Origin of the sequence: Actinomycetospora sp. NBRC 106378 (genome assembly GCF_030269685.1) — a bacterium.
In the GTDB taxonomy this organism is placed as follows: domain Bacteria; phylum Actinomycetota; class Actinomycetes; order Mycobacteriales; family Pseudonocardiaceae; genus Actinomycetospora.
Window position 1 is genome coordinate 177338 of record NZ_BSTT01000003.1, and the last position, 21411, is coordinate 198748.

19 protein-coding genes are annotated in these 21411 nt (G+C 75.0%); 14 read left to right on the top strand and 5 right to left on the bottom strand.

Annotated elements, in window-relative coordinates; genetic code table 11:
* Positions 1–56 precede the first annotated feature (56 nt).
* Entirely contained in the window at positions 57–1424 is a 1368-nt protein-coding gene (locus tag QSK00_RS09225) for an acyl-CoA dehydrogenase family protein (protein WP_285589828.1), read from the bottom strand.
* A gap of 110 nt (positions 1425–1534) precedes the next feature.
* Here QSK00_RS09225 and QSK00_RS09230 point away from each other — a divergent pair, with 110 nt between their 5' ends.
* Positions 1535–3133, top strand: coding sequence for an Rv2578c family radical SAM protein (locus QSK00_RS09230; protein WP_285589830.1), 1599 nt, complete (start codon positions 1535–1537; stop codon positions 3131–3133).
* Positions 3134–3218: 85 nt separating this feature from the next.
* On the opposite strand, the gene QSK00_RS09235 is transcribed toward QSK00_RS09230, so the two are convergent.
* Positions 3219–4169: a tripartite tricarboxylate transporter substrate-binding protein gene (locus QSK00_RS09235; RefSeq protein WP_285589832.1), complete on the bottom strand. Its 951-nt coding sequence runs from the start codon at positions 4167–4169 to the stop codon at positions 3219–3221.
* 53 nt (positions 4170–4222) lie between these two features.
* Here QSK00_RS09235 and QSK00_RS09240 point away from each other — a divergent pair, with 53 nt between their 5' ends.
* The 5 genes from QSK00_RS09240 to QSK00_RS09260 all read left to right on the top strand — a co-directional run bounded on the left by QSK00_RS09240 (position 4223) and on the right by QSK00_RS09260 (position 10308).
* Positions 4223–5857 carry a sensor histidine kinase gene (locus tag QSK00_RS09240; RefSeq protein WP_285589834.1) on the top strand — a complete coding sequence of 545 codons (1635 nt, stop codon included), beginning with the start codon at positions 4223–4225 and terminating at the stop codon, positions 5855–5857.
* Complete coding sequence (locus QSK00_RS09245; RefSeq protein ID WP_285589836.1) at positions 5829–6539, top strand: response regulator; 711 nt, start codon at positions 5829–5831, stop codon at positions 6537–6539. Before QSK00_RS09240 ends, QSK00_RS09245 begins: the two co-directional genes overlap by 29 nt.
* Positions 6540–6555: 16 nt before the next feature.
* The gene (locus QSK00_RS09250) at positions 6556–6969 is read left to right on the top strand and encodes a PPOX class F420-dependent oxidoreductase (protein WP_285589837.1); all 414 of its coding nucleotides are present in this window, start codon (positions 6556–6558) and stop codon (positions 6967–6969) included.
* Positions 6970–7016: 47 nt separating this feature from the next.
* Positions 7017–8888, top strand: coding sequence for an aspartate--tRNA ligase (aspS, locus tag QSK00_RS09255; RefSeq protein WP_285589838.1), 1872 nt, complete (start codon positions 7017–7019; stop codon positions 8886–8888).
* Between the two features lie 172 nt (positions 8889–9060).
* Positions 9061–10308: a hypothetical protein gene (locus QSK00_RS09260; protein ID WP_285589840.1), complete on the top strand. Its 1248-nt coding sequence runs from the start codon at positions 9061–9063 to the stop codon at positions 10306–10308.
* A gap of 82 nt (positions 10309–10390) precedes the next feature.
* Here QSK00_RS09260 and QSK00_RS09265 read toward each other — a convergent pair whose 3' ends face one another.
* Both QSK00_RS09265 and QSK00_RS09270 read right to left on the bottom strand, forming a co-directional pair.
* Complete coding sequence (locus QSK00_RS09265) at positions 10391–11545, bottom strand: aminotransferase class I/II-fold pyridoxal phosphate-dependent enzyme (protein ID WP_285589841.1); 1155 nt, start codon at positions 11543–11545, stop codon at positions 10391–10393.
* Positions 11546–11583: 38 nt separating this feature from the next.
* Positions 11584–12063 carry an Lrp/AsnC family transcriptional regulator gene (locus QSK00_RS09270; RefSeq protein WP_285589844.1) on the bottom strand — a complete coding sequence of 160 codons (480 nt, stop codon included), beginning with the start codon at positions 12061–12063 and terminating at the stop codon, positions 11584–11586.
* 244 nt (positions 12064–12307) lie between these two features.
* Here QSK00_RS09270 and QSK00_RS09275 point away from each other — a divergent pair, with 244 nt between their 5' ends.
* A complete protein-coding gene (locus QSK00_RS09275; RefSeq protein ID WP_285589846.1) occupies positions 12308–13705 on the top strand; it encodes a replication-associated recombination protein A in 1398 nt (465 codons plus the stop codon).
* Here the strand turns inward: QSK00_RS09275 and QSK00_RS09280 are convergent.
* Positions 13702–13998 (bottom strand): hypothetical protein, encoded by a 297-nt coding sequence (locus tag QSK00_RS09280; RefSeq protein WP_285589848.1) that lies wholly within the window; start codon positions 13996–13998, stop codon positions 13702–13704. The two genes, QSK00_RS09275 and QSK00_RS09280, sit on opposite strands and share 4 nt — an antisense overlap.
* Positions 13999–14225: 227 nt before the next feature.
* Between QSK00_RS09280 and QSK00_RS09285 the strand changes: the two genes are divergently transcribed.
* From QSK00_RS09285 to QSK00_RS09315, 7 genes are all read left to right on the top strand, one after another.
* Entirely contained in the window at positions 14226–14630 is a 405-nt protein-coding gene (locus QSK00_RS09285; RefSeq protein WP_285590605.1) for a DUF948 domain-containing protein, read from the top strand.
* A complete protein-coding gene (locus QSK00_RS09290; RefSeq protein WP_285589851.1) occupies positions 14627–14938 on the top strand; it encodes a hypothetical protein in 312 nt (103 codons plus the stop codon). Before QSK00_RS09285 ends, QSK00_RS09290 begins: the two co-directional genes overlap by 4 nt.
* Before the next feature lie 125 nt (positions 14939–15063).
* On the top strand, positions 15064–17757 hold the full coding sequence (alaS, locus tag QSK00_RS09295; RefSeq protein ID WP_285589853.1) for an alanine--tRNA ligase: 2694 nt from the start codon (positions 15064–15066) through the stop codon (positions 17755–17757).
* A 2-nt stretch (positions 17758–17759) separates the two neighbouring features.
* Positions 17760–18206 (top strand): Holliday junction resolvase RuvX, encoded by a 447-nt coding sequence (ruvX, locus tag QSK00_RS09300; protein WP_285589856.1) that lies wholly within the window; start codon positions 17760–17762, stop codon positions 18204–18206.
* Between the two features lie 32 nt (positions 18207–18238).
* Positions 18239–19837 carry an endolytic transglycosylase MltG gene (locus QSK00_RS09305; RefSeq protein WP_285589859.1) on the top strand — a complete coding sequence of 533 codons (1599 nt, stop codon included), beginning with the start codon at positions 18239–18241 and terminating at the stop codon, positions 19835–19837.
* A complete protein-coding gene (locus QSK00_RS09310) occupies positions 19837–20697 on the top strand; it encodes a shikimate dehydrogenase (protein ID WP_285589861.1) in 861 nt (286 codons plus the stop codon). Before QSK00_RS09305 ends, QSK00_RS09310 begins: the two co-directional genes overlap by 1 nt.
* Before the next feature lie 100 nt (positions 20698–20797).
* The gene (locus QSK00_RS09315; protein ID WP_285590607.1) at positions 20798–21406 is read left to right on the top strand and encodes a prepilin peptidase; all 609 of its coding nucleotides are present in this window, start codon (positions 20798–20800) and stop codon (positions 21404–21406) included.
* Positions 21407–21411: the final 5 nt, after the last annotated feature.

Genomic DNA, 21411 nt, shown 5'->3' on the forward strand with positions numbered 1-21411 from the left:
ATCCGGGGGACGGGTGTGGCTCGCACCCTAGAGGGTTCGCGCCCCGGACGTCCTGATCAACGCCCGGGCGAGGCGAGTCGCCCGCCCAGCTCCAGCAGCCGGTGCGGCGCCTTCTGGGCCAGCTTGAGGAAGGTCTCGCCGGCGCGGGCCCGCGCGAGCGACCCGTGCCCGAACTTGCGGGAGAGCCCGGAGTGGTCACCCGGCAGCAGGTGGTGCTGCGGGGTCTGGGAGGCCTCGGTGGCGAGGGTGCGGCCGATGACCATCCGCTGGATCTCGCTGGTGCCCTCGAAGATCGTGTAGAGCTTCGCGTCCCGGTACCACTTCTCGACCGGCAGGTCGCTGACGTAGCCCCAGCCGCCGCAGGTCTGGATGGCCTGCTCGGCCGCGCGGACGGCGACCTCGGAGGCCTTGAGCTTGGACATCGAGCCCTCCCCGCAGTGGAAGGGGACGCCGTTGGCGGCCATCCACGAGGCTCGCCATGCCAGCAGGCGGGCGGCGTCGATGTCGGCGGCGAGGTCGGCCAGCGGGAACGCGACGCCCTGGTTCTCGATGATCGGCCCCCCGAAGGCCTCGCGCTTCGAGGCGTAGTCGCAGGCGTACTCGAACGCCGCCCGCGCGACGCCGAGCGCCATCGCGGCCACCATCGGCCGCGTCTGCTCGAAGGCACCCAGGGCGGCGGAGCGGGTGGAGTCGCCGCGCCGGGCCTTGTCGAGCTTGTGGTTCAGCTTGTCCTCGCTGCCGAGGAGCTGGTCGCCGGGGATGCGGCAGTCGGTGAACGACAGCTCGGCGGTGTGGGAGGCCCGGTGCCCGAGCTTGTCGAGGCGGCGCACCTGGTCCATCCCGGGCGTGCCCTTCGGCACGAGGAACATGGCCTGGCCCTTGGTGCCGAGGTCGGGGTCGACCACGGCGTTCACCACCGTCACGTCGGCGATGCCACCGTTGCCGATCCAGATCTTCGTACCGTTCAGCACCCAGTCGTCGCCGTCCTTGACCGCCCGGGTCTGCAGGTTGGAGACGTCGCTGCCGCCCTGCGGCTCGCTGACGGCGAGGGCGGCGAGCTTGATGTCGCCCGGGGTACCGAACATCTCCGGCGCCCAGGTGGCGATCTGCTCGGCGGTCCCGGCCTGGTTCAGCGCGGAGAGGGCGAGCGCAGGCAGGACGATCGTGAGCCCGATGCCCGCGCACCCCCAGAAGATCTCCTCGAGGAACAGCGGCAGGGAGAGACCGGTCGGGTCCGCGATCAGGTCGGCGTAGAACAGGGCGTTGTAGAACCCCTCGCGGGCGGCCGCGTCGACGATGTCCCAGGGGCACTCCTGGAGCTCGTCGTACTTGGGGGCGGCGGGCCGGATCACCTCCTCCGCGAACGTGTGCGCGCGACGCACCAGCTCGTGGTGCGCGGGGGTGAGCTCGAGCGTGAACGCCATGACGCGGCCTCCTGATCCGGTGTGATCTGCAGTACCGCGTACCGCGAGTACCGAAACCAGACCGGGCACTCGAACTTGCGTTCGATACGAACACGTGTTCGACTCGACCCATGCGGTGGTCGGGTCAGCAGCTGGACGACGACGGGGCGCTGCCGGGGATGCCGGCGCTCAAGGGTCTCGTGCGGAGCGTGCAGACGCCGGAGTTCGCCGGGATCACCTTCCACGAGGTCCGGGCCCGCTCGGTGCTCAACCGGGTGCCCGGTGGGTCGCCGATGCCGTTCGGCTGGACCGTCAACCCGTACCGCGGGTGTTCCCACGCCTGCACGTACTGCGTCACCGGCGACACCCCGGTGCTGCGTGCCGACGGCGGGTCGGTGCCGATGGCCGACCTGCGGGTGGGCGACGCGGTCGTCGGGACGGTCACCGAGGGCGGCGTGCGTCGGCTCGTGCGGACCCACGTGCTCGCGCACTGGTCGAGCCGGCGAGCGGTGGTACGGGTCCGGGTGGCCGACGGCACCGCGGTGGTCGTCGGGGCCGACCACCGGCTGCTCGGCCGCACGGGGTGGCGCCACGTCTCCCGGGCGGGCGCCGACGGGCACGGCGGCACCTGGTTCGTCCCGGGCGACGCGCTGGTGGGCGCGGAGACGCTGCCGGCGCCCGGTCTCGCCGGGGTCCGCGACGTGCTGGACGAGTCCCGCGGCGCCGACCGCACGCTGCTCGCGGTGGAGCCGGCGGGGGAGGACACGGTCTACGACGTCACCACGACGACGGGTGACTACGTCGCCGTCGGGCTGGTCCACCACAACTGCTTCGCCCGCAACACCCACACCTATCTCGACCTCGACGCGGGCGACGACTTCGACCGGCAGGTCGTCGTGAAGCTCAACGCCCCGGAGGTGCTCGCCCGCGAGGTGCGCTCGCCGCGGTGGTCGCGCGAGCACGTGGCCATGGGCACCAACACCGACCCGTACCAGCGGGCGGAGGGCCGCTACCGGTTGATGCCCGGGATCATCCGGGCGCTCGGGTCCTCGGGCACGCCCCTGTCGATCCTCACCAAGGGCACGCTGCTCGCACGGGATCTGCCCGAGATCGTGGCCGCGGGCCGCGACGTGCCGGTCGGCGTCGGGGTGTCCCTCGCCCTGCTCGACCCCGAGCTGCACCGCTCGGTCGAGCCCGGCACCCCGACCCCGCGGGCCCGGCTCGACCTCGTGCGCCGGATCGCCGACGCCGGGCTCCCGGTCGGGGTGTTCGTCGCGCCCGTCCTGCCGGGGCTCACCGACTCCGACGAGGCCCTCGACGCCCTGCTCGGGGAGATCGCCGCCGCCGGGGCGAGCGGGGCGTCGGTGCTCGCCCTGCACCTGCGGCCCGGCACCCGCGAGTGGTTCCACGGCTGGCTCGCCCGCGAGCACCCGCACCTCCTCGAGCGCTACGCGCAGCTCTACCGGCGGGGCGCCTACGTGCAGCAGGCCTACCGGGACGATCTCCGGCGGCGGGTGGGCGCGTTGCTGCGCCGCCACGGGCTCGACGGCGGCGGGCACCACATGGGCGGCCGCCTCGAGGGAGACCGAGCGAGGCGGAGCTCGGCTCGGCTCGACGGCGGGAAGGGCGCACAGCCCGAGAACCCCGAGCCGTGGCCGGACGGGGCGCTGCCTCGCGTCCCGTCCGGGATCGTGCAGGAGACCCGGCCTGAGCAGCTCTCGCTGCTCTGACCCGGGCGGGCCCGGCCGCGAGGGTCACACGAGGCAGGTCCGCGGGGCCGGGGGGATGCCTGACGTGCACCTCGCGGGCCGACCGTCAGGAGGGCGTCGCCGCGAGCTCGGCGCGGACCCGGGCGCGTTCGGCGTCCAGGAACGCCGCGAACGCCGCCCCGGTGAGCGGGGCGTCGGTCCAGCCGTTGCGGGCGACCGCCGCGCGCCAGGCGGCCGTGGCACGGAGGTCGTCGGCCAGGGCGGTGAGGCGGTCGAGGTCGGAGGGCGCGAGGTCGGGCGGCGCGACCAGCCCCCGCCAGTTCTCGAACACCACGTCCACCCCCGCCTCGCGCAGGGTGGGCGCCTCCACCCGGGGGGAGCGGGCCGCGGAGGTGACGGCGAGGGTCCGGACGGTGCCGAGGTCGACCTGGGGAGCGGTCTCGCCGAGGCCGGTCACCGCCACGGCCACGTCGCCGCGGAGCAGGGCGGGGAGCAGGGCGTCGCCGGGCAGCGACGCGTATCGGACCCCTTGGGCAGGGATGCCGACCGCCGCCGCCAGCTGGGTGGTGACCAGCCAGTCGGGGCCCCCGCGGGCCGAGACCCCGCCGATGACCACGCGGGACGGGTCGGCGCGCCACGCCGCGACCAGGTCGGCCAGCGTGCGGTACGGGGAGCCGGCGGTGACGGCGACGAGTTCCGGCTCGCTGATCAGCCGGGCCACCGGCGTGACCGGCAGCCCACCGGGACCACGCCCGTCGTCGGGAACGGATCCGAGGAGGCCGAGGCCCATGACCATGAGCAGGTCCGGGCTCGCTCGCTCCGCCGCGAGGCGGGCGAGGGCGGCCCGGCCGCCGTCGCCGGGGACGACGACGACGGCGGGTCCCGGCTCGCCCTCCTGTTCGGCGACGGCGGCCGCGACCGTGCGGGCGGTGAGGTCGTAACCGCCGCCGACCTCGGTCGGCACGAGCAGGCGCAGGTCACCGGTGCCGGTGCCACAGCCCGCGAGGAGCGCCACCAGCACGCCGAGGACCAGACCCGCGCGCCGCACGGCGATCACCCTCCCACCCGGCGCACGTGAATCCCGCGCGCCGAGGCGCCAGACTGCTCGGCGTGACCGCCCCGCCCGTGACCCGCCGGCGGAGCACCCTGGCCGGTCAGGCGCTGGCCCTGCAGCTCGGCGTCGTGGCCCTGGTGCTCGTGGCCGTGGCGGCGGTCAGCGTCACGCAGTCCCTCGCGGCGTTCACGCGCACCGAGAGCCGCCGGGTCCTCGCGGTCGCCGAGGACGTCGCCGTGGACGGGGTGGTTCGCCAGGCCCTCGCCGCGCCCACGGTCTCGCCCCGCAACCCGGTGACGGCCGTCGCCGACGGGGCCCGGGCGGTCTCGGGGACCTCGGCGGTCGTGGTCGCCGACGCCGGGCTGCGGGTCGTGACCGCGACCGACCTGGCTCTCGTCGGCCTGCCTCTCCCCGTCGCCGACGCCGACGGTGGGGACCCGAGCCGGGTGGCCGAGGGGCGGAGCTGGACCGGGTACCTCCGGCTCGTCCCCGACGGCCCGCTCGCGGTCGCGGCACAGGTCCCCGTGCTCGCGTCCGACGGCCGGCAGCTCGGCGCGGTCGCGGTGACCAGCGACCTGCCGGGCGTCCTGCCCCGTCTCGTGGCGTCGGCCCCCGACCTGCTGACCTATCTCGGGCTCGCCACCGCCCTCGGGGTCGTGGGGTCGCTCCTGCTCGCACGCCGGGTGAAGCGGCAGACGCTCGGCCTGGAACCACGGGAGATCACGGCCCTGGTGCAGCAGCGCGAGGCGATGCTGCTCGGGATCCGGGAGGGCGTGCTCGGCGTGGACGCGGACGGGCGGGTGGTCCTGGTCAACGACACCGCCCGCGAGCTGCTGGACCTGCCCGCCGGGGCCGTCGGGCGCACCCTCGCCGAGCTCGGCGTCGACCCGGAGGTCCGGGCGGTGCTGAGCGGCCCCGGGCGCGTCACCGAGGACGCGGTGATCCCGCGGGCCGACGCCGTCGTCGTCGCGAACCGGCGCCCCTTCCTCGTGGACGGGACGGTGCGGGGCTGGGTGACGACCCTGCGCGACCGCACCGAGCTCGCCGCCCTGCAGCGCGAGCTCGGCACCACGCGGGGAACGACCGAGACGCTGCGCGCCCAGGCGCACGAGTTCTCCAACCGGCTCCACACGATCTCCGGGCTCATCGAGATCGGGGAGTACGACGAGGTGGTCCGCTACGTCGGCACCCTCCAGGGCTCCGCGGAGGACGACGCCGCGGTGACCGGCCGGGTCGGAGACCCCTCGCTCGCGGCCCTGCTCGTGGCGAAGGCGCGGCTGGCCCGCGAGCGCGGCGTCGTCCTGGAGGTCACGGGCTCGCTCGGCCGGGTCTCCGACGACCTGTCGGCGGACCTGGTCACGGTGGTCGGCAACCTGGTCGACAACGCGTTGGACGCCCTGGCCGCGGGGACGGTCACCGTCGAGCTCGCGGAGCCCGACGGCACGGTCGAGGTCCGGGTGGCCGACACCGGACCCGGCGTCGCGACCGACCCGCCGGACGCGGTGTTCGGGCGCGGGGTCTCCACCAAGGGTGACGGCCGCGGCATCGGGCTGGCCCTGGTCCGCGCGGTGTGCGTCCGTCGCGGCGGCGCGGTCGCGGTGCGGTCGCGGCCGGGGGAGGGTGCGGTGTTCACGGCGCGGCTGCCGAGGGAGAGGACAGCGGATGACCGGCGGGTCGGCGCCGGGCGATGAGGCCCTGCGTGTCCTGGTCGTCGACGACGACTTCATGGTGGCGAAGGTCCATGGCGGGTTCGTGGCCCGGACCCCGGGCTTCAGCCCGGTCGGCGTCGCCCACACCGGGGCGGAGGCGCTCCGCCGGGCCGTCGAGCTGCGGCCCGACCTGGTCCTGCTCGACCTCTACCTGCCCGACCGCAGCGGCCTCGAGGTGCTCGCCGACCTGCGGGGAGCCGTCCCGGACGTCGACGTCCTCATGGTGACCGCAGCCCGCGACGCGGAGACGGTGCGCGCGGCGGTACGGGGCGGCGTCGTGCACTACCTGATCAAGCCGTTCGGGTTCGAGGACCTGCGCGACCGGCTCCTGCAGTACGCGGCGGGCCGGCGGGCCCTGCCGGCCGGGCAGGCCGACCAGTCCGCCGTCGACCAGCTGTTCGGCGGCGGGCGGCCGCTCCCCGCGGTGCCGGGTCCCCGGGCGCCGTTGCCCAAGGGCCTGTCCGCGGAGACGGCCGACCTGATCGCCGCCGCGCTGCGGGCCGCCGAGGGCGACCTGTCGGCCTCGGAGACCGCGGAGCGGGTGGGCATCTCGCGGGTGAGCGCCCGCCGCTACCTGGAGTTCTTCACCGACACCGGGCGGGCCGAGGTGCGGCTGCGGTACGGGAACGCCGGCCGGCCCGAGCGCCGGTACCGGGCCCTCTGACGGGTACCCCGTCGGCATGGACCTCGACCAGGCACGCGCGTACCTCCGCGAGCACCACCACGCCGTGCTCGCGACGACCCGCAGCGACGGCGCTCCGCAGCTCTCGCCCGTCGTCGTGGGGATCGACGACGAGGGCGCGGCGGTGATCAGCACCCGGGAGACCGCGGTGAAGGCGAAGAACCTCCGACGGACCCCGCGGGCGTGGGTGTGCGTCTTCCCGGACGGCTTCTTCGGCGAGTGGGCGCAGGTGGAGGGCGACGTCGAGATCGTCGACCTGCCCGCCGCCCACGAGCCGCTGCGGACGCTGTACCGCCAGGTCACCGGCTCCGAGCACGAGGACTGGGAGGACTTCGATGACGCGATGCGCCGCGAGCGGCGGGTGGCGCTGCGGATCCACCTCGACCGGGCGGGGCCGAGCGTGAGCGGCTAGATAGCCTGGGTGTCTCCCACCCGACGCGACCAGGAGATTCACCGCAGATGATGCGCACGCACCCCGCCGGCACGCTGCGCGCCGACCACGTCGGCGCCACCGTCACCCTCGCCGGATGGGTGGCCCGTCGCCGCGATCACGGCGGCGTGGTGTTCATCGACCTGCGCGACGCCTCCGGGGTCGTCCAGGTCGTGTTCCGCTCCGGCGAGGTCGCCGAGGCGAGCCATCGGCTGCGCGCGGAGTACTGCATCCAGGTCGTCGGCGCCGTCGAGGCCCGCCCGTCGGGCAGCGAGAACGCCGACCTGGCCACCGGCGCGGTCGAGGTCAGCGCCACGGAGCTGACCGTCCTCTCGGAGTCCGCGCCGCTGCCGTTCCAGATGGACGAGACGCCCGGCGAGGACGTCCGGCTGCGCTACCGCTACCTGGACCTGCGCCGCGAGGGCCCGGCCCACGCGATCCGGCTCCGCTCGCGGGCCAACAAGATCGCCCGCGACGTCCTGTCCGACCGCGACTTCGTCGAGGTCGAGACGCCCACGCTGACCCGCTCCACCCCCGAGGGCGCCCGCGACTTCCTCGTGCCGGCCCGCCTGCGCCCGGGCAGCTGGTACGCGCTGCCGCAGTCGCCGCAGCTGTTCAAGCAGCTGTTGCAGGTCGGCGGCCTGGAGCGGTACTTCCAGATCGCGCGCTGCTACCGCGACGAGGACTTCCGGGCCGACCGCCAGCCCGAGTTCACCCAGCTCGACATCGAGGCGAGCTTCGTCGACCAGGACGACGTCATCGCGCTCGGCGAGGCGATCATCGGTGAACTGTGGTCGGAGCTCGCGGGCTACGCGCTCCCGTCGCCGGTCCCGCGCATGACCTACGCCGACGCGATGGCGCGCTACGGCTCGGACAAGCCCGACCTGCGCTTCGGCATCGAGCTCACCGAGCTCACCGACTACTTCGCCGAGACCCCGTTCCGGGTGTTCCGGGCGCCCTACGTGGGCGCGATCGTCATGCCGGGCGGCGCCTCCCAGGCCCGCCGCACGTTCGACGGCTGGCAGGAGTGGGCCAAGCAGCGTGGCGCCCGCGGCCTCGCCTACGTGCTCGTCGGCGACGACGGGGAGGTCGGCATGGGCGGCCCCGTCGCGAAGAACCTCTCCGACGCCGAGCGCGAGGGCCTCGCGAAGGCCGTCGGCGCCAACCCCGGGGACTGCATCTTCTTCGCCGCCGGGCCCCGCTCGTCGTCGCGGGCCCTGCTCGGCGCCGCGCGCGGCGAGATCGCCCGTCGTCAGGAGCTGATCGAGCCGGGCACCTGGTCGTTCGTATGGATCGTCGACGCCCCGCTGTTCGAGGCGGCCGACGAGGCGACGGCGGCCGGCGACGTCGCGGTCGGGTCCGGGCAGTGGACCGCGGTCCACCACGCCTTCACCTCGCCGACCCCGGAGTGGATCGACCGCTTCGAGGAGGACCCGGCGCACGCCCTCGCCTACGCCTACGACCTCGTCTGCAACGGCAACGAGATCGGCGGCGGGTCCATCCGTATCCACCGGCAGGACGTCCAGGAGCGGGTGTTCGCGCTCATGGGGCTGTCGCCCGAGGAGCAGCGGGAGAAGTTCGGCTTCCTGCTCGACGCGTTCTCCTTCGGCCCGCCGCCCCACGGCGGGATCGCGTTCGGCTGGGACCGGATCTGCGCGCTGCTCGCCGGGGTGGACTCGATCCGCGACGTCATCGCCTTCCCCAAGACCGGTGGCGGGTACGACCCGCTCACCGCCGCGCCCGCGCCGATCACCGCGCTGCAGCGCAAGGAGGCGGGGGTGGACGCCAAGCCCGCGAAGCCTGCGGAGCCGGGCCCGGGGACGCTGCCCGCCGCTCCGGTCAAGCCCCCGGAGCGGCCGGTGGACGACCCGGGCGAGGGCCCCGGCGAGCAGCCTTCCTGACGTCGGGTCGGCTCCGTCCGGCCGTTCGGTTGCGCGCTGTCGCTCCCACAACCGGTGACGCCGCGCAACCGGATCGTGGCTCGCCGCTCACTCACGTGCATCGATTCCGAACGGCCCGAGTTCGCGTTACTCGCGAGTAGTAGACGGTCCGGACGGTAAGCTCCATCGTCTGATGACCCCGCTCACGGCCGATGACTCCGATGCTCCCTCCGTCCTCGACGCCGCCACCGGGCGCACCGACCGTTCGGTCGAGCGCACGGTCGCGCTCGCCGAGGATCTCCTCACCCGCCGGGCGGGCGCCCGCGTGCGGCTCGCGGACGCGGAGGATCTCGGCGGGAGCAGTCGTTCGCGGGTGGTCCGGGTCCGGGTCGCGCAGAACCCGTTCTCGCTGCCTCGCACCCTCGTCGTGAAGCACTACCCGGGTGAGGCCGCGGCCTCGGAGCGGACGTCGGCGACCGAGCGCGTCGACCCGTTCCCCTACGAGGCGGCGAGCTGCCAGCTGTTCACCGCGATGCCGGCGGACGACCGCGCCACGCCGACGCTCTACGCCAACGACCCGCAGCAGCGGCTGCTCGTGCTCGAGGACCTCGGCCGCGGCTCGACGCTGGCCGACAAGCTGCACGGCGACGACCCGAAGGCGGCCGAGCGCGCCCTGCTCGGCGCCACCCGGGCCCTCGGGCGGCTGCAGGCGGCGACGGCCGCCCGCGAGGGCGACTTCGGGGCCCTGTTGCGCCGGTCCGGGGTGAAGCACTGGCGGGACCCGCTCGCCGACGACGCCCGCTCCGCGCTCGCCGAGATCCCCGACCTGCTCGCCGGTCGCCTGCGCGTCGAGGCCGCGCCCGCGGCGGTCCAGCATGCCCGCGCCGCCGCCGGGCTGCTCGGCGGTACGCGCTACCGGGCGTTCAGCCCGTCCGAGGTGTCGCCGGAGAACTGCCTGCTGACCGGGGCGGGCGCCCGGTTCCTGGACTTCGAGTGGGGCTGCTTCCGCGACGTGGCGTTCACGGCCTCGTCGGTGCGGCTCCCGTTCCCGGGCTGGGCCGCGCCGTACGCGTTGCCGACCGGGATGGCCGAGGCGATGACGGCGTCGTGGCAGTCGGAGGTCGCGGGGGTGTGGCCGGAGCTGGCCGACCCCGCGGTCGCCGGCCCGCGCCACCTCGCCGCGACGACGCTGTGGGTGTGGGTGTGCACCCGCTCCCTGCTGCCGGTGGTCGTCGGGGACGGCGCGGGGCCCGAGCAGGTCGTCGTCGGGCGGCCGCCCGAGCGCGCCGCCGCCGTGCTGTCCGGGTACTGGCAGCGCCTGGCGACCGACGCGACCCGCCAGCAGGAGCAGGCCGTCGTCGACCTCGCCGAGGCCGTCGTGCGTGCGCTCGCCCCCTACGGCGGGAGTTGCCCGCTACCGCTGTTCCCGGCGTTCGCCTGAGGGGGACCCGTCGTCCGGGACCCGTCGTCCGGGACCCGTCGTCCGGGACCCGTCGTCCGGGACCCGTCGTCCGGGACCTGACTCAGGACCCGATGAAGCGCGCGATGCGCTCCAGGGCCTGCTCGAGCTGGGGGAGCGCGGTGGCGTAGGAGCAGCGCACGTGGCCCTCGCCGGAGGGACCGAAGACGTTGCCCGGGACCACCGCGACCTTCTCCTGGGTGAGCAGGCCCTCGGCGAACTCCTCGGAGGTCATGCCGGTGGAGGCGATCGACGGGAAGACGTAGAAGGCGCCGCCGGGGACCGGGCAGGTGAGGCCCAGTTCGTCGAGGCCCTTGGAGAACAGGCGCCGACGACGGTCGTAGTCGGCGACCATCTCGTCGACGTCGTCCTGTGCGGTGCGCATCGCCTCGAGCGCGGCGATCTGCGACATGTGCGGGGCGCAGAGCATCGTGTACTGGTGGATGCGGTGCATGAGCTGCGCGAGCGGCTCGGGCGCACACACGTACCCGACCCGCCAGCCCGTCATCGCGTACGACTTCGAGAAGCCGCCGAGCGTCACCGTGCGCTCGGGGGCGGACGCGGCGACCGGCGTGTGGACCCCGTGGTAGGTCAGCCGGTCGTAGATCTCGTCGGAGAGCAGCCAGAGGTCGTGCTCCCGGGCGAGCGCCGCGAGGGCGTCGAGGTCGCCCGCGCTCTGGGCGCTGCCCGTCGGGTTCGACGGCGAGCCGAACAGGATGGCCTTCGTGTTCTCCGTGATCGCCGCCCCGATGATGGCGGGGTCGAGGCGGTAGGCGTCGCCCGGGTCGAGCGCCACCGGCACCGGGATACCGCCCGCGAACGCCACGCACGGCTGGTAGGCGACGTAGCAGGGCTCGGGGACGATGACCTCGTCGCCGGGGTTGAGCAGCGCCCGCAGCGTCAGGTCCAGGCCCTCGGAGACGCCGCTGGTGATGAGGCACTCGTCCTCGGCCCGGTAGCGGACCCGGTAGCGGTCGGCGAGGTCGTCGACGATGGCCTCGCGCAGCGCGAGCAGCCCGCTGTTCGAGGTGTAGGTCGTCGCGCCGTGCTCGAGCGCGTGGATGGCGGCCTCGCGGGCGCTCCACGGCGTCGGGAAGTCCGGCTCGCCGACGCCGAGCGAGATCACGCCCTGCATGCTCTGCGCGAGGTCGAAGAACTTGCGGATCCCCGACGGCGGGATGGCCTCGACCGTGCGGGAGAAGGGCTTCTGCGGCTGCATCGACGGTCCGGTTCCGCTCCGCTGCACGTCCGTGGCCATCAGGGCGTCACCGACAGGCGCTGGTCGGGCTCGGGATCGGTCAGGAGCTGGCCGTCGTCCTTGTAGCGGCGCAGCAGGAAGTGCGTGCTGGTCGCGGTGACCCGGTCGATCCCGGAGAGCTTCTGCGCGACGAAGTCGGCGACCTCCTTCATGGAGGCGCCCTCCACCTCGACCCGCAGGTCCTGCGCCCCGCTCACCAGGTGGACGGCCCGGATCTCGCGGAACCGGGCGATCCGCTCGGCCACGTCGTCGAACCCGCGACCCCGCTCGGGCGCCACGGTGACGTCGACGAAGGCGGTGACGCGCTCGTCGCCGTACCGGTCCCAGTCGACGACCGCCTTGTAGCGCCGGATCACCCCCGACGCCTCCCACGCGGCGATGTGCTCGCGCACCGTCGCCTCGTCGATCCCGGTCAGCGTCGCGATGCGCTCGGCGCTCGCGTGCGCGTCGGACTCCAGCACGGTGAGGATCTCCCGCATGGTGTCCGACCCTAGCCGGGGCGTCCGGTCGTCCGTGGCCGGCGGTTGCGGGGGAGTGGCACCCACCCTCTGCGGCAGGAAAGCGTCGTTGCTGTCGTCGGACGCCAGGAACGCCGCATCCTCGGGTCGCGGGAGGAGCCGCCGTCCCGTGAGGTGCACACCATGCAGGAACCGCGGCGCCGGGGTCTGCCTCACGTGACTCTCGCGGGCCGGGGTGTCGGGGGTGGGCAGTAGCGTCGGACGGGTGAGCGAGGAGGGGCTGTTCGACGTGGCGCCGCCGGAGCCCGAGCGGCCCGCGGTCGAGGACCTGCGGCCGGTGACGCGGGGTGTGGTCGAGGACCGGCCCGTGCCTGCCGGCAGCGACGTCCGCCCGCCGCTCGCGGTGCGGATGCGGCCCGCGTCGCTCGACGAGGTCGTCGGGCAGGACCACCTCCTGGCACCGGGCGCCCCGCTGCGCCGGCTGGTCGAGGGCGCCGCGCCCGCGTCGGTGCTGCTCCACGGCCCGCCCGGCACCGGCAAGACGACCCTCGCGCGGCTGATCTCCCAGGCGACGGGCCGTGCGTTCGAGGCGCTGTCGGCGCTGTCGGCGGGCGTGAAGGAGGTCCGGGGGGTCATCGAGGTGGCCCGTCGTCGGCTCGCGGCGGCCGAACCGCGCCGCACGGTCCTGTTCATCGACGAGATCCACCGCTTCAGCCGCACGCAGCAGGACGCGCTGCTCGGCGCAGTGGAGGACCGGGTGGTGCTGCTCGTCGGCGCCACCACCGAGAACCCCAGCTTCTCCGTCGTGGCCCCGCTGCTGTCCCGCTCGCTGGTCCTGGGGCTGCACGCGCTCGAGGACGACGCCGTCGCCGCGCTCCTCGACCGCGCGGTGGCCGACGAGCGCGGCCTCGCGGGCACCGTCACGCTCACCGACGAGGCCCGTGCCCACCTCGTCCGGCTCGCCGCCGGGGACGGGCGCCGCTCCCTGACCGCCCTCGAGGCCGCCGCGGACGCCGTGGGCGAGGGCGGGACGATCGACCTGGCGGTGGTCGAGCAGGTCGTCGACGAGGTCGCCGTGCGCTACGACCGGGCGGGCGACCAGCACTACGACGTCATCTCGGCCTTCATCAAGTCCATCCGCGGCTCCGATCCCGACGCCGCCCTGCACTACCTCGCCCGGATGATCGTCGCGGGGGAGGACCCGCGCTTCATCGCGCGGCGCCTCGTGGTGCACGCGAGCGAGGACGTCGGGCTCGCCGACCCGACCGCGCTGCAGGCCGCGACCGCCGCCGCCCAGGCCGTGGCGCTCATCGGGCTGCCGGAGTGCCGGATCGCGCTCGCCCAGGCGACCGTCCACCTCGCGACGGCGCCCAAGTCGAACGCCGTGATCACCGCGATCGACGCGGCCATGTCCGACGTGCGCAGCGGCGCCGCGGGTCCCGTGCCGCCCCACCTGCGCGACGGGCACTACGCGGGCGCCCAGAAGCTCGGCAACGCCGTCGGCTACCGCTATCCCCACGACGAGCGCTCGGCCGTCGTCGCGCAGCAGTACCCGCCCGACGAGCTGGTCGGCCGGGACTACTACGCGCCGTCCGGCCGGGGCGAGGAGCGAGCCATCGCGGAGCGTCTCGCCCGGCTCCGTGAGGTCGTCCGCGGGCGTTAGGCCACCGGCGGCAGCCGCCGGAGGATCTCCTCGAGCATCCCGGTGTGCTGGTCGAGCGTCGCCGAGTGCTCGGCGAGCGTCGCGGTGTGCTGGTCGAGCGTCGCCGAGTGCTCGGCGAGCGTCGCGGTGTGCCGGTCGAGCGTCGCGGTGTGCCGGGCGAGCGTGACCTTCTGCTCGTCCAGTGTCGTCTGCACCTCGAGGACCGAGTCGGACAGCGCGGTGATGTCCTCGCGCAGGGAGACGTACTGCCCCTCCAGGCGGTCGACGCGGGGAGCGAGGTCGGGCTCGGTCATGGCGGCAGGATAGCGACGGGCTGCTCGGCGGCGGGGCCCGATCGGGAGGACCGTCGACGCCGGATCGGCGACGATCACGGGCAGGTCGCGGACGCCGGTGGCGGCTCCCGTCGGTACAGCCCGTCACCACGTCCCGCGCCGATCTTGGGCTACCGGTAGCCTTCCGCCACCGTTCGGTCCGCGGGCCGAGATCGGACTCTACGACCACCAGCGAATGGGGAATGACCGTGTCGGTCGGGCAGATCGCGGCCATCATCGCCGCGGTGGCGTTCGTGATCCTGGTGCTGCTGCTGGCCGTTCCCTTGATCAAGCTGGGTCGCACGCTGGACGAGGCGACCGTCGCGATCCGCAAGGCGCACGAGGGGTCCGCCCCGCTGCTGAACGACGCCCAGGTCACGCTGACCACGGTGAACACGCAGCTGGAGCGCGTCGACGGCGTCACGGCCAGCGCCCAGGCGGTCGCCGCGAACACGCGGGCGCTGAGCTCGCTGTTCACCGCGACCCTCGGCGGCCCGCTCGTCAAGGCCGCCGCCCTGTCCTACGGCCTGCGCAAGGCCAGTCAGGCGCGCAGGCTGAAGAATGCACCGCCGCAGAAGCGGTCCACCAGGAGCAAGCGGAGTGCCCGCGCATGAAGCGTCTGTTCTGGGTGGGAGTCGGCGTCGCGATCGGCGTCAGCGCCACCCGCAAGGTCAACCAGGTCACGCAGCGGGCCACGCCCGCCGGGATCGGCACGAGCCTCGGTGAGGGGCTGCGCGAGCTCGGGGCGGGGCTCGGCGCGTTCGGCGCCGAGGTGCGCGCCGGCATGAACGAGCGCGAGCAGGAGCTCTACTCGCTCGTCGAGGACACCACCGAGATCCCGGTGCGTCCCCAGGCCTTCGTCGAGCCGACGCCGAGCGGCCGGCACGCGCGAGCGTCCCGGCGGGGACCCGCCGGGCGCTGACCGCGCCCGCCGTCGGGACGCTCCCGCACCCGAGCCACCCACCTCGCGGGTGGCACCCGTCGCTGCCCACGGGGCACGCGGAATGATGGGTGCTGCCCGCCCCACTGACGACGAGCAGGACTGACGTGCAGACCCACGAGATCCGTCGACGCTTCCTCGCGCACTTCGAGAACGCCGGCCACACCCCCGTCCCCAGCGCCTCGCTGATCCTGGACGACCCCACGCTGCTGTTCGTCAACGCGGGGATGGTGCAGTTCAAGCCGTACTTCCTCGGCGAGGCCCCGCCGCCCTACCGGACGGCGACCTCCATCCAGAAGTGCGTGCGGACCGGCGACATCGAGAACGTCGGGCACACCACCCGCCACAACACGTTCTTCCAGATGGCGGGCAACTTCTCGTTCGGCGACTACTTCAAGGAAGGCGCCATCCGGCACGCCTGGGCGCTGGTCACCGGTTCCCAGGACGACGGTGGATACGGCTTCGACCCGGAGCGCATCTGGGTCACGGTCTACGAGAACGACGACGAGGCCGAGCGGATCTGGCGCGACGTCATCGGCCTGCCGTCGGAACGCATCCAGCGGCGCGACGGCCGGGACAACTACTGGGACATGGGCATCCCCGGGCCGGGCGGGCCCTGCTCGGAGATCTACTACGACCGCGGACCCGAGTACGGGATCGAGGGCGGGCCGGTCGCGGACGAGGACCGCTACCTCGAGATCTGGAACCTCGTGTTCATGCAGGACGTCCGGGGCGAGCAGAGCCCGAAGTACGGGGCGTCCCCGATCGGTGAGCTGCCGCAGAAGAACATCGACACCGGGCTCGGCGTCGAGCGCGTCGCGTTCCTACTGCAGGGCGTGGACAACGTCTACGAGACCGACCTCGTCCGCCCGGTGATCGACCGCGTGCAGGAGCTCTCCGGACGCTCCTACGACGAGGGCGGTGAGGAGGACGGCGTCCGCTTCCGCGTGATCGCCGACCACGTCCGCACCGGCACCATGCTCATCGGCGACGGCGTCGTCCCGGGCAACGAGGGCCGCGGGTACGTGCTGCGCCGCCTGCTGCGCCGGGTGATCCGCAACGCCCGCCTCCTCGGCATCACCGAACCGGTCCTGGTCGACCTCGTGGGCATCGTGCGCGACGCGATGGCCCCGTCGTACCCCGAGCTGGAGACCGGGTTCGAGCGGATCGCCGCCGTCGTGCGTCGCGAGGAGGAGGCCTTCCTCGCCACGCTGGCCACCGGCTCGCGCATCTTCGAGTCGGCGGTGGCCAACACCCGCGCCGCCGGGGCCACGACGCTGCCCGGCGAGTCCGCCTTCGCGCTGCACGACACCTACGGCTTCCCGATCGACCTGACGCTGGAGATGGCCGCCGAGGCCGGTCTCGCCGTCGACGAGGGCGCCTTCCGCCTGCTCATGGACGAGCAGCGTGCCCGGGCCAAGGCCGACGCCGCCGCCCGCAAGCACGGCGGCGCCGACGCCAGCGCCTACCGCGAGGTCCTCGAGCGCTCCGGTCTCACCGCCTTCCTCGGCTACACCGACCAGCGGGCGGACGCGACCGTCGTCGGGCTCGTCGTCGACGGGGTGGGCGTGCCGGCCGCCGTCGAGGGCGACCAGGTCGAGGTGATGCTCGACCGGACGCCGTTCTACGCCGAGGGCGGCGGCCAGCAGGCCGACACCGGGCGGCTGTTCGGCGAGGGCTTCACCGTCGAGGTCACCGACGTGCAGACCCCGGTGCCGGGCCTGAGCGTGCACCGCGGCCGCGTGATCCACGGCGAGGTGACCCGCGACGCCGCCGTCTCCGCCCAGATCGACATGGAGCGCCGGGCCGCGATCTCCCGGTCGCACACGGCCACCCACCTCGTGCACGCCGGGATGCGCAAGGCCCTCGGCGACTCAGCCGCCCAGGCCGGGTCGCTCAACGCCCCGGGCCGGCTGCGCTTCGACTTCACCTCGCCCGAGGGCGCGGTGCCGACCTCCGTGCTCGCCGACGTCGAGGACGAGGTCAACTCGGTCCTGCTCGGCGACGACGAGGTCCGTGCCTTCGTCACGAGCATGGACGAGGCCCGCAAGCTCGGCGCCATCGCGCTGTTCGGCGAGAAGTACGGCGACGCCGTGCGGATCGTCGAGGTCGGCGACTACTCCCGCGAGCTCTGCGGCGGCACCCACGTGGGCCGTGCGGGTCAGCTGGGTCTGGTCAAGCTGCTGGGCGAGGGCTCGGTCGGGTCCGGGGTGCGGCGCGTCGAGGCCCTCGTCGGCATCGACGCCTTCCGCTTCCTCGCCCGCGAGCACGTGCTGGTCAACCAGCTCGCCGAGCAGTTCCGGGCCCAGCCCGAGGAGCTGCCCGAGCGGATCTCCGGCATCGTCGACCGCCTGCGGGCCGCGGAGAAGGAGCTCGAGAACGTCCGGGCCCGCGAGGTGCTCGCCTCGGCCGGGGCGCTCGCCGAGGGCGCCGACGACGTCGCGGGCGTCTCGCTGGTCGCCTCCCGCACCCCCGACGGGGTCGGCGGGGGAGACCTCCGCACGCTCGCGTCGGACGTCCGTGGCCGCCTCGGCGACCGGCCGGGGGTGGTCGCGCTGTTCGCGCCCGACGGCGACAAGCTCTCCTTCGTCGTCGCGACGACCGCCGCCGCCCGGGACCGCGGGCTCGCCGCCGGTGACCTGGTGAAGGCGTTCGCGCCGACCGTCGGGGGTCGCGGCGGTGGCAAGGCCGACCTCGCCCAGGGCGGCGGCTCGCCGTCGGGCGGACCGGCCGGGATGGACGCGGGGATCGGTGCCGCCATCGACGCGCTCCGGGCGCAGGTGGCGACGGCAGGCCGCTGACGGTGGCCGGCCGCGTGCTCGGGGTCGACGTCGGCGCGGTGCGCGTCGGCGTCGCCCTCTCCGATCCCGCCGGAGTGCTCGCCACGCCGCTCGTTACTCTCGATCGCGACGAGACGACGTGGTCCGACCTGGACCAGCTCGTGGACCTCGTCGTCGAGCACGAGGTGGTGGAGGTGGTCGTGGGCCTGCCCCGCACCCTGGCCGGCCGGGAGGGTCCGGCCGCCCGGGCCGCGCTCGGGTACGTCGACGACCTCAACGAGGTGTTCGACGAACGCGGCGTGTCGGGGGTGCCGGTGACCATGGCCGACGAGCGGCTCTCCACCGTGACGGCGGGGCGGATGCTGTCCGACCGCGGGGTCAAGGGACGGGCCCAGCGCCGGGTGATCGACCAGGCGGCGGCGGTCGCGATCCTGCAGACCTGGCTCGACGCGCGCGGGACGGCCCGGTGACCCGGGGATCCGAACGGCCCCGCCTGGTCCCCATGTCGACCTCGTCCGGGGCCGACCGCGAGCACCCGACGTCGGGTGGCCCGGGCGCCGAGCACCGGATCCCGCGGCGCAGCCGCGGGCTGCGCCACCCGGGCGCCGAGAGCGCGCCCACCCGTCGTCGGGAATGGGAGACCCCCACCACGGCCCTCTCGGCTCCCGGGACCGACGAGCCCGACGCCGTGACCGACACCCTGGCCCGCCGGGGGGCGAACCCGCCCGAGGTGCCCTCCCGGGTCGCCCTGCCCGAGCCGCCGCGCCACCGGACCGGCCCGGCCGAGCAGCGCACCCGTCCCGTCCCCGCGCGCCCCGAGCGCGCGGCGTGGGCCCCGGCCGACCCCACGACGCCGACCCCTGCCGGTGGCGCGGCACGCCGGTCCGCGCCCGCCGCACGACGTCCCGACGACGACCTCGACGTGCTCGGCGGGCTCGGCGCGCCGCGGTCGGAGGAGCCCGCCGACGACCGCCCCGCGGGCCGCCGCCGGATGGTGTGGCCGATCGTGGCCGCGGTGCTCGTCCTCGCGCTCGCCGGCGGCGCCTTCTTCGCCCGCGACCTGTGGGGCGTGGTGTTCCCGCCCGACTTCGACGGCCCCGGGTCCGGCCACGTCGTCGTCCAGGTGGCGGACGGGGACTCGACCCGCGACATCGGGGAGTCCCTGGTGACGGCCGGCGTGGTGGCCTCGGCGCGCGGCTTCGGCCAGGCCGCCGAGGACGATCCCCGCGGGCGCGGCATCCAGCCCGGCTACTACGACATGGCGCGGCAGATGTCGGCCGCCGGGGCCGTCGGCCGCATGCTCGACCCGGCCTCGCGCCTGGGTCGGCTCGAGGTCCGGGGCGGCACGCAGCTCGACGACACCGCAGGCGTCGGCAACGCGCGGGTGCCGGGCGTGCTGTCGCTGATCTCCGAGGCCACCTGCGTCGTCGAGGACTCGGGGCAACGCCGCTGCACGTCCGTCGACGACCTGCGCCGCGTCATGGCCACCACCGACCCCGCTCAGCTCGGCGTGCCGGACTGGGCGCTCGACGGCGTCCGGAGGGCGCTGCCGGAGCGGCGCCTGGAGGGCCTCGTGGCGCCCGGCACCTACGACGTGCGCCCCGGCGCGGACGCCGCGTCGGCCCTGACGACGGTGGTGCGGACGTCGGCCGAGACGCTGGAGGCGGCCGGGCTGGTGACGAAGGCCGCGGCCAACGACGTCACGCCCTACCAGGCGCTGATCGTGGGCTCGATCGCCGAGCGCGAGGGCATCGAGTCGGACTTCCGGCGGATCACGCGGGTGGTCTACAACCGGCTGCCGATCCCGATGCGACTGCAGATGGACTCGACGATCAACTATCCCCTCGACCGGCAGACGCTTCTGACCACGCCGGTCGACCGCGCCGCGCCCGGCCCGTACAACACCTACCTCAACTTCGGGCTGCCGCCGACCCCGATCGGCGCGGTGTCGACCCCGGCGCTGACGGCGGCGCTGAGCCCCGAGGTGGGCGGCTGGGTTTACTTCGTGAAGTGCGAGAAGGACGGCGCCTCCTGCTTCGCGGTATCGCCCGAGGAGCACGACGCGAACCGGCGGCTCGCCCAGGCCCGCGGGGTCTACTGATGGCCGGGCCGCGTCGCGCCGCGGTCCTCGGCTCGCCGGTCGCGCACTCCCTCTCGCCCGTGCTGCACGCAGCCGCGTACGAGGCGCTCGGCCTGCACGGCTGGACCTACGAGCGGCGGGAGTGCACGGCCGACGACCTGCCCGGCCTGGTCGGCGGGCTCGACGCGGCCTGGGTCGGGCTCTCGGTGACGATGCCCGGGAAGCGGGCCGCGCTCGCGTACGCCACCTCGGCGTCCACCCGGGCGCGGCGCCTCGGTGTCGCCAACACGCTCGTCCGCACCGACGCCGGGTGGTCGGCCGACTGCACGGACGTCGACGGGATCGCGGGGGCCCTGCGCGGCGCGGGGATCGCCGACCCCGTCGGCTCGCAGGACGTCGTGGTGCTCGGGGCCGGGGCCACGGCGTCCGCCGCGGTCGGGGCGCTCGACGCGCTCGGGACCGGGGACGTCCAGCTCGTGGTCCGCGATCCCGCCCGGGCCGCGGAGACCACGGCGGTGGTCGACGCGTACGGGATGCGGGGCCTCGTGCGGACCTTCGACGGCCTCGACGAGGTCGACCTGTCCAGTACGACGGCACTGGTGAACACCACGCCGGCCGGTGCGGTCGACGCCGTGACGGCGGACCGCCTGGTGGACGGGCTGCCCGCGCACGCCGTCGTCCTCGACGCGATCTACCACCCGTGGCCCACCCCGCTCGCGGCCGCGGCCGAGCGGCGGGGCCTCGCCGTCGCGACCGGACTGGACATGCTGCTCCACCAGGCCTTCGGGCAGGTCGAGCAGTTCACGGGGTGCAGCGCGCCCCGCCGGGAGATGCACGCGGCGCTCGTCCGGGCGACCGGGTTCGACGTCCGTCCGCCGTAGCGCTGCGTCCCCACCGGCACCCGCGACCCCGGTTGTCCACAGCCCGACCGGGCCGCCGTGACAGAGGCCGGCGCGGGCGCCGACGCTCGGTGGCGTGGCGATGTGGGTGGACGTGGTCCTCGGGGTGCTCGTGCCGCTGGCGGTGGGCGCGGTGGTCGGCGCCGGGGTGCGCCGCGGGCTGGCGGGCGCACGGCGGGGCGTGCCGGTCGGGCGGGGGTGGTGCGAGGTGGGGGTCGGGTCGGCCTGGGCGGCGGTCCTGACGGCGGCGGTGCTCGGCCTGGTCGGCCCGGCGTGGGTGCCCGTGCTCCTCGTGGTGTCGGTGGTGGCGGTGGCAGGGTGCGCCACCGACCTGACGGCGGGCCGGCTGCCGGACGTGCTGACCCTTCCGGCGGTCCCCGTCGGCTGGGCCGCGCTCGTCCCGCTGGGCGGCCGGGCGGTACTCGCGGGCCTGGCCGGGACCCTCGTGCTCGGGGCGCTCCACACGCTGGTGGGGCTGCTCGTGCCCGGGGCGGTCGGCGGCGGTGACGTGAAGCTCGCGGCCGCGCTGGGAGCGCCCCTCGCGGCCGCCGGGTGGTGGGCGGTCGCGGCGGTGCCGGTGGCGGCCGCCGTGCTGCTGGCGGGCGCGGCGGCGGTGCGGGGACGGCGGGCCCTGCCCCTCGGGCCGCCGCTGCTCGGGGTGAGCTGGATCGTCCTTCTGGCCGCGGGCTGAGGGGC